The sequence below is a fragment of the Micromonospora sp. NPDC023814 genome, from assembly GCF_040639595.1.
Taxonomy (GTDB): Bacteria; Actinomycetota; Actinomycetes; order Mycobacteriales; family Micromonosporaceae; genus Micromonospora.
In genome coordinates, this window is record NZ_JBFAAF010000083.1 from 18,494 (window position 1) to 29,135 (window position 10,642).

A 10,642-nucleotide genomic window follows, 5' to 3' on the forward strand; every position below is an offset into this window, starting at 1 on the left:
GCCAGTCCCCGGGCCACCGGGTTCTCTACCGTTTAGGCCGGGTCGGATCACCATCGCCGGCTGGTCCCGCCCGTCACCCGAGACACCACCGCTCCGCGACCCGACGGCCGGCCCGCAACCCGGCGACCGTGTCGCACACCCCGATGCTCGTTCGACCCCACAGTCTAAGGAACCGTCATGACCGGACGTGCGCAGGCACACATTCGTACCCCCGACCCGATCTCCACGGCCGGCGTCACCGCGGCCCTGCGCGGGCGGATGGAGATCGAGGTCGTCCCCGAGGATCGGATCACCGCCGAGACCGTCGGCGTGGTCGCCGCCGACACGCTCGACCAGGATGCACTGGACCTGATCCGGGCGGTCCGCCGGCTGGGCTGTCGGCGCTTCGTGCTGGTCGCCGCCGTCGAGTCGGACACGGCCCTGATCCCCGCCGTGGAGCTGGGGGTACGTGCCCTCGCCTCACGGGCCGAGGCGACCAGCCACCGGCTGGCGCAGCTCGTCGTCAGCACCGCCTCCGGGGGTGCCGCGATGCCGCCGGAGGTGCTCGGCCGGCTGGTCAAGCAGGTCACCCGGTTGCAGCAGACGGTGCTCGCCCCGCGCGGCATCGACGTCAACGGGCTGTCCCACCGGGAGAGCCAGGTGCTGCGGCTGGTCGCCGATGGGATGGACACCCGGGAGGTGGCCACCCGGCTCAGCTACTCCGAGCGGACCGTCAAGAACGTGCTGCACGACATCACCACGCGGTTCCAGCTGCGCAACCGCACCCACGCGGTGGCGTACGCGGTGCGCGAGGGCCTGATCTGACTGTTCGGGTCAACCGGTGTGATCGGCCCTGCCGACGGTGGTCGGGATCACCCCGATCAACGGGTGGTGTGAAAGGGGCGTTAAGAAACGCCGGATCGCCGTGATGGTCGCGTGATAGCCCCTGTCGGTGAGGGGCGGGTGGCGTTGTGATGGCTCGGCGCGGCCGGATGGCGGCCGTGCCGAGCTGTTCCGGAATGAGGAGTCAGACGTGTCTGACGTGGTGTTCGTGGTGTTGACGATAGGGCTGTTCGCGGCTCTCGCCCTGGTGGTGAGGGGAGTGGAGAAGCTGTGAGCGTCGTCAACGTCATCGGTCTGGTGCTGGCGATCGGCCTGGCCGTGTTCCTGGTGGCCGCCCTGTTGTTCCCTGAGCGCTTCTGATGGCCGTGACGACAGCCGGAGTGCTGTTCATCCTCTCGCTCGTGGTAGCGCTGGTCGCCGTCCACAAGCCGTTCGGCGACCACATGTTCCGCGTGGTGTCCGGCCAGCGGCACTTCCGTGTCGAGCGGGGTATCTACCGCCTGGTCGGGGTCGACGCGAGCGCCGAGCAGTCCTGGGGCGCGTACGCCCGCAGCGTGCTTGCCTTCTCCGCCATCTCGATCCTGTTCCTCTACGCGTTCATGCGGCTGCAGAACCACCTGTGGCTCTCGCTCGGCTTCGACCCGGTGATGACCCACGGCGCGTGGAACACAGCCGTGTCGTTCGTGACCAACACCAACTGGCAGTGGTACTCGGGTGAGTCGGCCATGGGGCACCTGGTCCAGATGGCCGGGCTGGCGGTGCAGAACTTCGTCTCCGCTGCCGTCGGTATCGCGGTCGCCGTCGCGCTGGTGCGCGGGTTCGCCCGCCGCCGCACGGGTGACCTGGGCAATTTCTGGGTCGACCTGACGCGGGTCACACTGCGGATCCTGCTGCCGATCTCGGTGCTCGGCGCCCTCGCTCTGATGATCGGCGGGGCGGTGCAGAACCTTTCCGCCGGCACCGAGGTCACCACCCTGACCGGTGGCAGCCAGACCATCACCGGCGGGCCGGTGGCCAGCCAGGAGGTCATCAAGGAGCTGGGCACCAACGGTGGCGGTTTCTACAACGTCAACAGCGCCCATCCGTTCGAGAACCCGACCACCTGGACGAACTGGTTGGAGATCTTCCTGATCCTGGTGATTCCGTTCAGCCTGCCCCGGGTCTTCGGCCGAATGGTCGGGCAGAACCGGCAGGGGTACGCGATCGCCGCCGTGATGGCGGTCCTGGCGATCGCCAGCATCGCCTTGACCAACGTCTTCGAGGTGGCCGGCGACGGCACGGTGCCGCAGGCGGCCGGGGCGGCGCTGGAGGGCAAGGAGGTCCGGTTCGACGTGTCGAACTCGGCCACCTTCGCCGCCGCGACCACGCTCACCTCGACCGGCGCGGTGAACTCCCTCCACGACTCCTACACCGCGCTCGGCGGCATGATGCCGCTGATCAACATGATGTTCGGCGAGGTCGCCCCCGGCGGTGTCGGTGCCGGCCTCTACGGGATGCTGATCCTCGCCGTGATCACCGTGTTCGTCGCCGGCCTGATGGTCGGTCGGACACCGGAGTACGTCGGCAAGAAGATCGGCGCCCGCGAGATCAAGCTGACGTCGCTGTACTTCCTGGTCACCCCCGCGCTGGTCCTGATCGGCACGGCGGCGGCGTTCGCCACCGGCAACAACTCCACCGCGCTCAACACCGGCCCGCATGCCCTGTCCGAGGTGCTCTACGCGTTCACCTCGGCGAGCAACAACAACGGCTCCGCGTTCGCCGGCCTGACCGTGAGCACGCCGTGGTGGAACACCGCACTGGGGCTGTGCATGCTGCTCGGCCGGTTCCTGCCGATCATCCTCGTGCTCGCTCTGGCCGGGTCGCTGGCCCGCCAGCAGCCGACGCCCGCCTCCGAGGGCACTCTGCCGACCCACCGGCCGCTGTTCGTCGGGATGGTCGTCGGCGTCACGGTGATCCTCGTGGCGTTGACCTTCCTGCCTGCGCTCGCGCTCGGCCCCCTCGCTGAGGGGCTGTGACACCCATGAGAGAGAAGGACATGACGACCTCCACGCCGGCACCGCACGGTACGGCGGACGCCCCCACCTCCGGCACACCCGCCGTCCAGGGCGACCGGGGCGGTGGACTGCTCGACCCGAGGCAGCTCGTCCAATCACTGCCCGACGCGCTGCGCAAGCTCGACCCGCGCACCCTGTGGCGCAACCCCGTGATGCTGATCGTCGAGATCGGCGCGGCGTTCACCACCGTCCTCGCCGTCGCGGACCCGTCGGTGTTCGCCCTCGCGATCACCGGGTGGCTGTGGCTGACCGTGATCTTCGCCAACCTCGCCGAAGCGGTCGCCGAGGGGCGCGGCAAGGCGCAGGCCGCCGCCCTGCGCAAGGCGAAGGCGGATACCGTCGCCACCCGCGCCCTCGGCTGGACCCCGGGCGCCGCCGCCCCCGGCGCCTGTCGCACCGAGAGCGTCCCGGCACCCCAACTGAAGCAGGGCGACGTCGTCGTGGTCGAGGCCGGGGAGGTCATCCCCGGCGACGGTGACGTCGTCGAAGGGATCGCCAGCGTCGACGAGTCGGCCATCACCGGCGAGTCGGCCCCCGTGATTCGGGAGTCCGGGGGCGACCGCAGCGCGGTCACCGGCGGCACCAAGGTCCTCTCCGACCGGATCGTCGTGATGATCACGCAGAAGCCGGGCGAGAGCTTCATCGACCGGATGATCAACCTCGTCGAGGGGGCGAACCGGCAGAAGACTCCGAACGAGATCGCGCTGAACATCCTCCTCGCCGCGCTCACGGTCATCTTCCTGCTGGCCGTCGTCACCCTCCAGCCTCTCGCGATCTTCTCGATGGGCCACCAGGCCGCCGCACCGGACACGCGGGCGATCACCGACGCCGGCGTCAGCGGGATCGTGCTGGTGTCGCTGCTGGTCTGCCTGATCCCCACCACCATCGGGGCGCTGCTCTCGGCGATCGGCATTGCCGGCATGGACCGCCTCGTGCAGCGCAACGTCCTCGCGATGAGCGGTCGGGCCGTCGAGGCGGCCGGTGACGTCAACACCCTGCTGCTGGACAAGACCGGCACCATCACCCTCGGCAACCGGCAGGCGGACGAGTTCGTCCCCGTCGAAGGGGTGGACGTCGCCACGGTGGCCGACGCGGCGCAGCTGTCCAGCCTCGCCGACGAGACACCTGAGGGCCGATCGATCGTGGTGCTGGCCAAGAACGAGTTCGGCCTACGGCAACGCGAACCCGGGCTCATTCCGCACGTCACCTTCGTGCCGTTCACCGCACAGACCCGGATGAGCGGCGTCGACCTGACTCCCGACGCGACCGTCGACGGCGGTGTCGCCGGGCCGGCGCGCCGGATCCGCAAGGGCGCCGCCGCCGCCGTCATGAAGTGGGTCCGCGACAACGGCGGCCACCCCACCGAGCAGGTCGGCCAGATCGTCGACGAGATCAGTGGCATCGGCGGCACCCCGCTGGTGGTCGCCGAGCACCTCGACGGCCAGCCGGCCCGCGCCCTCGGCGTCATCCACCTCAAGGACGTGGTCAAGGCCGGGATGCGGGAGCGCTTCGACGAGATGCGCCGGATGGGCATCCGCACGGTCATGATCACCGGCGACAACCCGCGTACCGCGAAGGCCATCGCCGACGAGGCCGGGGTGGACGACTTCCTCGCCGAGGCGACGCCGGAGGACAAGCTCGCCTTGATCAAGAAGGAGCAGGAGGGTGGCCGGCTGGTCGCGATGACCGGTGACGGCACCAACGACGCACCCGCGCTCGCCCAGGCCGACGTCGGGGTGGCGATGAACACCGGCACGTCGGCCGCGAAGGAGGCCGGCAACATGGTCGACCTCGACTCCGACCCGACCAAGCTCATCGAGATCGTGGAGATCGGCAAGCAGCTGCTGATCACGCGGGGCGCGCTGACGACGTTCTCGATCGCCAACGACATCGCGAAGTACTTCGCGATCATCCCGGCCATGTTCGCCGGCATCTACCCGAGCCTGGACGCGCTGAACATCATGCGGCTTTCCAGCCCCGAGTCGGCGATCCTGTCCGCGGTCATCTTCAACGCGGTCGTCATCATCGCGCTGATCCCGCTGGCGCTGCGCGGCGTCCGCTACCGGCCCGCCGCCGCGTCGCAGCTGCTCAGCCGCAACCTGCTGCTCTACGGCCTCGGCGGCATCGTGGTGCCGTTCGTCGGCATCAAGCTCATCGACCTGCTCGTCCAGCTCATCCCGGGGATCGTGTGATGCGCCTACCGTCTTGGCTCTCCCAGCACCTGGCCGCGCTGCGCGCGGTGCTCGTCTTCACCGTCCTGCTCGGCCTGGCCTATCCGCTGGCCCTGGTCGCGGTCGGTCGGATCCCGGTCCTGGCTCACCGGGCCGACGGATCGCTCATCGAGGTGGACGGCCGGCCTGTCGGTAGCACGCTCATCGGGCAGTCGTTCACCGACGCCGACGGCAATCCCGTCCCGCGCTACTTCCAGTCCCGCCCCTCGGCAGCCGGCGACGGCTACGACCCCACCGCCACCTCGGCCAGCAACCTCGGCCCGGAGGACATCGTCGACACCATCGCCACCAACCCCGACGACAGCACGCGGAGCCTGCTCACCCAGGTCTGCGCACGCAGCAAAGCCGTCGGGGAGCTGAACGGCGTCGACGGAAGCCGCCCGTACTGCACCACCGACGGGGTCGGGGCCGTGCTGGCGGTGTTCCGCCGCGATGGGCTGACCGGCCCGGTCAGCCGGGTGGTCAGCGTCAACCAGACCGCACCCGCCACCCCGTTCCTCGCCCGCTACGAAGGTGTGCCGGTCGAGCTGGCCACGCCGGGCGAGGACTACCGGGCCGCCGGGGCGACCATCGTCCCCGTCCGGGGTGACGCCCCCGCCGAGCCCGCAGTGCCCGCCGATGCGGTCACCGCCAGCGGCAGTGGCCTCGACCCGCACATCTCCCCGGCGTACGCGCAGCTCCAGGTGGTGCGCGTGGCGCGGGAGCGCGGCGCGGACTCGGCGGCCGTCCGGCGCCTGGTCCAGGAGCACACCACCGGCCGGTCGCTCGGCTTCATGGGCTCGCCCGGGGTGAACGTGCTGGAGTTGAACCTCGCGTTGGACGAACAACTCCCGGCACGCTGAACACGACGGCGCCGGGCTGGGACGCTAGCACCGTCCCGGCCCGGCACCCCGTCACCCGACCCGCCGGTCACGCTGTGGAGAGGAATCCTGCTGTGCCACGAGGGGAACTGCGCATCTACCTCGGTGCCGCACCCGGCGTCGGCAAGACCTACGCCATGCTCGAGGAGGCGCAGCGCCGCGCCGAGCGCGGCACGGACGTGGTGATCGGGTTCGTCGAAACCCACGGCCGCAAGCACACCGCCACCATGATCGGCGAACTGGAAATCGTCCCCCGCCGCACGATCACCTACCGCGGCGCCGAGTTCACCGAGATGGACCTCGACGCGGTTCTGGCCCGCCGCCCCGAGGTCGCCCTGGTCGACGAACTCGCTCACACCAACGTGCCCGGCTCCCGCAACTCCAAGCGCTGGCATGACATCCAGGAACTTCTCGACGCCGGGATCACCGTGCTCACCACGGTCAACATCCAGCACCTGGAATCGCTGAACGACGTCGTCGCCCAGATCACCGGGACCACCCAACGCGAAACCGTCCCCGACCAGATCGTGCGCGCCGCCGAACAGGTCGAACTGGTCGACATGACCCCCGAGGCGCTGCGCCGGCGGATGGCCCACGGCAACATCTACCGGCCGGACAAGATCGACGCCGCGCTCGGCAACTACTTCCGCGTCGGCAACCTCACCGCCCTACGCGAGCTGGCCCTGCTCTGGCTCGCCGACAAGGTCGACGAGCAACTCGACGCGTACCGGGCCCAGCAGGGCATCTCCGCCACCTGGGAAGCCCGCGAGCGGGTCGTCGTCGCGCTCACCGGCGGACCCGAGGGAGGGACCCTGATCCGGCGCGCGGCCCGGATCGCCGCCCGCAGCAAGGGTGCCGACCTCCTCGCGGTGCATGTCGCCCGCAGCGACGGGCTCGCCGGAGCCGACCCGGCGCAGCTCGCCCGGCAACGGGTGCTGGTGGAGAGCCTCGGCGGCACCTACCACCAGGTCCTCGGCACCGACATCCCCGCTGCGTTGCTCGACTTCGCCCGGGGCGTCAACGCCACCCAGCTCGTGCTCGGCGCCAGCCGCCGCGGCCGCTTCGCGCAACTGTTCTCCCGCGGGGTCGGCGTGACCACGACCGCACTGTCCGGGCCCATCGACGTACACCTGGTCACCCACGCCGAGGTCCGTCGCGGCCGGCCCGGACCGACGGTGCCGGCCGCGCTGTCCCGGCGACGCCGGCTGTACGGCTTCGCGCTCACCGTCGCGGGCATGCCCGCCCTGACCGCACTGCTCAGGGCGCTGCCCGACCTCACCCTCACCAACGACATCCTGATCTTCCTCGCCGCCGTCGTCGGCGTCGCGCTCGTCGGCGGGCTCTGGCCGGCGCTGCTCGCCGCGCTGGGCGGGTCCCTGCTGCTGAACTGGTTCTTCGCTCCGCCCTTCTACACGCTGACCATCGCCGAGGCGGACAACCTGCTCGCCCTCGGCGTCTTCGTCGGCGTCGCCGTAGCGGTCAGCTGGGTGGTCGACCTCGCAGCCCGGCGCACCCGCGAGGCAGCCCGCGCATCCGCCGACGCGCAGACCCTCGCCACCGTCGCCGGCAACGTCCTGCGCGGGCAACGCCCGCTGCCGGCGCTGCTGGAACGGCTCCGGGAAACCTTCGCGCTGCGCGCGGTCAGCGTCCTGGAACTGGCCGCCGAGGCCGCCGGGCGCCCCGGCCGGGACCGGGAGGAAGACGCCTGGCGAGTCGTGGCCAGCGTCGGCGAGGCACCGGCCGGCAGCCCGAGCGCAGGCGAAACGACGGTACCCGTCGACGACCGGCTCACCGTCGTGCTCTCCGGCCGGCGGCTGGAGGCCGCCGACCGGCGCATCATCGAGGCGTTCGCCGCACAGGCCGCCGTCGCGCTCCGGCAGGAACGCCTCGCCGAGGAGGCCGCCGCCGCCCGGCCCCTGGCCGAGGCCGACCGAATGCGCACCGCCCTGCTCGCCGCGGTCAGCCACGACCTACGCACCCCCCTCGCGTCGGCAAAGGCCGCCGTGTCCAGCCTGCGCAGCCGCGACGTCGACTTCGACGCCGAGGACCGGGACGAACTGCTGGCCACCGCCGACGAGTCACTCGACCGGCTCGGCCGGCTGGTGGCGAATCTGCTCGACATGAGCCGCCTGCAGGCCGGGGCACTCGGCATCACCGCCTCGGCGATCGGCCTGGAAGACGTCGTGCCCCGGGCCCTGGACGAACTCGGCCCGCAGGCGGCCGATGTCACCACCGACATCCCCGCCGACCTGCCGGCCGCCACCGCCGACCCGGGCCTGCTGGAGCGGGTCCTGGTCAATCTCGTCGCGAACGCCCTGCGCCACAGCCCGCCCGGGCGGCCACCCACCATCACCGCCAGCGCCCACTCCGGCCAGGTCGAACTACGCGTCATCGACACCGGCCCCGGCATCGCCGAGGACCAGTGGGAACAGGTCTTCCTGCCGTTCCAGCGCCTCGGCGACCGCGACAACACCACCGGTGTGGGCCTCGGCCTCGCCCTGTCCCGCGGTCTCGCCGAGGCCATGGGTGGCAGCATCACCCCGGAGACCACACCCGGCGGAGGACTCACCATGGTGCTGCGGCTGCCCGCCGCCACACCGGCCGAACCCACGGAGGGCCCGCAGGAATGAACCGGATCCTCGTCGTCGACGACGAACCGCAGATCTTGCGCGCCCTGCGCATCAACCTGCGCGCCCGTGGCTACGACGTCGACGTCGCGGCCACCGGCGCCGCCGCGCTCAGGGCCGCCGCCAGCCACCCACCCGACCTCGTCGTACTCGACCTCGGTCTTCCCGACCTCGACGGCGTCGACGTCATCCGCGGGATTCGGGGCTGGACCACCGTCCCGATCATCGTGCTCTCGGGCCGCGCCGGCAGCGACGACAAGGTCACCGCCCTCGACGCCGGTGCCGACGACTACGTCACCAAGCCCTTCGGCGTCGACGAACTCCTCGCCCGCATCCGTGCCGTCACCCGCCGGCACGGGACAGGCGCGGACGCGGCCAGTCCCACCGCGAAGGTCGGCCGGCACACCGTCGACCTCGGCGCCCACACCGTGACCCGCGACGACGGCACCGAGATCAGACTGACCCCCACCCAGTGGGGGGTACTCGAAACACTGCTTCGCAACCCCGGGAAGCTGATCAGTCAGCGCCAACTCCTCCACGACGTCTGGGGCCCGGGATACGAGACCGAGACCAGCTACCTGCGCCAGTACATGGCCCAGCTACGCCGCAAGCTCGAACCCGACCCCACCCGGCCCCGCCACCTCATCACCGAACCCGGCATGGGCTACCGCTACCAGCCATGAAACGGCGGGACGCGCCATGCAACGAGGCCGAGCTGGCGGGCGTTCGTGCGGGGACCCACGACCTGCTGGGCTACCTGGCCGACGATATCGGCCAGGCCCGTACGCATCGCGCGGCGGCGTGTCAGGCGGCGTTCGAGGCTGGTTACGCGCCGATGATCGCGCAGGTGCTCGTCGGGGTTGCCGACCCGGCGCTGCGCCGCGACCAGCCCGCGCGGCTGCTCGCGGCGAGGGCCGGTGTGCGTGGACTGCCGGACCGTTCCCACCCGAACGCGGCCCGGATCGAGCAGACAGTGCGGCGCCGCCTCGGCGAAGCGCGGTTCGCTGAGGCGGCTCGGGAGGGCACCGGACGAGCTGGAGTGAGCTGGTCGAGGTCATGCTCGCTTCGTGAACGTGGAACGCGCCCACAGGCACCCGACGAAAGCGATGCCGACGCACCAGGCGAGGGCGGGATCACGTCCTGCTGCCATTGATCCGTATGCCGGCCGACGCGAGACAGCTGATAATTGTTCGGTCATGGCTGAGGATCAACCGAGCGCGGTTCGGCGCAGACTTCCAGAAGGAACGCGGGTCCAGGAAACGGTCATCGGTTTTCCCGTGGGTGTCGGCCGAGCGGGTAGGACGGGGCAGGACATGGACCAAGGCACCCGCGACGAGATGCTCGGCCGCCTGGCTGAGGCAGTCGGGTCCGTCACAGTCACACACCCGACGCGGGTTGCCATCGACGGACCGCCCGCCGCAGGCAAGACCACGCTCGCCGAGGAGCTGGCCGTCGTCTTGCGCACACAGGGCCGCGACGTCATCCGCGCGACAATCGACGATTTCCTCTTCCCCCGGGCACGGCGCTACCCGCGCGGCGAGTACTCGGCCGAAGGCTGCTACTTCGACACCCACGACTACGACGCGCTGCTGGTCTTCGACGGCGTCTTCCTCATGCGCCCGGAACTGATTGATCGGTGGGACCTGCGCATCTTCGTGTCGACCGCGCTCGAGAAGACCGTGGATCGTGCCGTGATCCGAGAGCGCCGGGTGTCATCTCGGGCCGAAGTCGAACGGCGCTGGCGCAAGCGTTACATCCCCTCCCAACAGTTCTACTTCGCTACGGTCCGCCCGACCGATCACGTCGACATCATCGTGCACAACGACGAGCCCCAGCAGCCGGTCTGGGCAACCCAAACACACTGACCGCACTCAATTCGGCAGATCCGGTCGTCTCCGATGCTCTGTCGGGCGGCAGATGCGGATACCGGTAGGGGCTGAAGTGACTCTCGCTCGAGGAATCGTCAAGATCTGTGGATGAGGTAGTTGCTACGCGGCCACAGTGTCTTCGGGTCGTTCGACGAGGCGGCCGTTGACGAAGGTCGCGCC

9 protein-coding genes are annotated in these 10,642 nt (G+C 70.5%); all 9 read left to right on the forward strand.

Translation table 11 applies throughout. The features are described from left to right. Window positions 1-177 precede the first annotated feature (177 nt). The 9 genes from AB0G14_RS30130 (at window position 178) to AB0G14_RS30170 (ending at window position 10,459) form a co-directional block, all read left to right on the forward strand. On the forward strand, window positions 178-804 hold the full coding sequence (locus AB0G14_RS30130) for a response regulator transcription factor (protein WP_357703195.1): 627 nt from the start codon (window positions 178-180) through the stop codon (window positions 802-804). A gap of 288 nt (window positions 805-1,092) precedes the next feature. Continuing rightward, window positions 1,093-1,182, forward strand: a complete 90-nt coding sequence (gene kdpF, locus AB0G14_RS30135) for a K(+)-transporting ATPase subunit F (protein ID WP_357703197.1) — start codon at window positions 1,093-1,095, stop codon at window positions 1,180-1,182. Then, window positions 1,182-2,837 (forward strand): potassium-transporting ATPase subunit KdpA, encoded by a 1,656-nt coding sequence (kdpA, locus tag AB0G14_RS30140; protein WP_357703199.1) that lies wholly within the window; start codon window positions 1,182-1,184, stop codon window positions 2,835-2,837. The genes kdpF and kdpA overlap by 1 nt, the downstream gene beginning before the upstream one ends. A 20-nt stretch (window positions 2,838-2,857) precedes the next feature. Further along, a complete protein-coding gene (gene kdpB / locus AB0G14_RS30145) occupies window positions 2,858-5,068 on the forward strand; it encodes a potassium-transporting ATPase subunit KdpB (RefSeq protein ID WP_357703201.1) in 2,211 nt (736 codons plus the stop codon). Beyond that, window positions 5,068-5,949 carry a potassium-transporting ATPase subunit C gene (locus AB0G14_RS30150; RefSeq protein ID WP_357703203.1) on the forward strand — a complete coding sequence of 294 codons (882 nt, stop codon included), beginning with the start codon at window positions 5,068-5,070 and terminating at the stop codon, window positions 5,947-5,949. Before kdpB ends, AB0G14_RS30150 begins: the two co-directional genes overlap by 1 nt. Before the next feature lie 92 nt (window positions 5,950-6,041). Then, window positions 6,042-8,597, forward strand: a complete 2,556-nt coding sequence (locus AB0G14_RS30155) for a DUF4118 domain-containing protein (RefSeq protein WP_357703205.1) — start codon at window positions 6,042-6,044, stop codon at window positions 8,595-8,597. Further along, window positions 8,594-9,277 (forward strand): response regulator, encoded by a 684-nt coding sequence (locus tag AB0G14_RS30160; protein ID WP_357703207.1) that lies wholly within the window; start codon window positions 8,594-8,596, stop codon window positions 9,275-9,277. The genes AB0G14_RS30155 and AB0G14_RS30160 overlap by 4 nt, the downstream gene beginning before the upstream one ends. Then, window positions 9,274-9,747, forward strand: coding sequence for a hypothetical protein (locus AB0G14_RS30165; RefSeq protein ID WP_357703209.1), 474 nt, complete (start codon window positions 9,274-9,276; stop codon window positions 9,745-9,747). Before AB0G14_RS30160 ends, AB0G14_RS30165 begins: the two co-directional genes overlap by 4 nt. 160 nt (window positions 9,748-9,907) lie before the next feature. Further along, window positions 9,908-10,459, forward strand: a complete 552-nt coding sequence (locus AB0G14_RS30170) for a uridylate kinase (protein ID WP_357703211.1) — start codon at window positions 9,908-9,910, stop codon at window positions 10,457-10,459. Window positions 10,460-10,642: the final 183 nt, after the last annotated feature.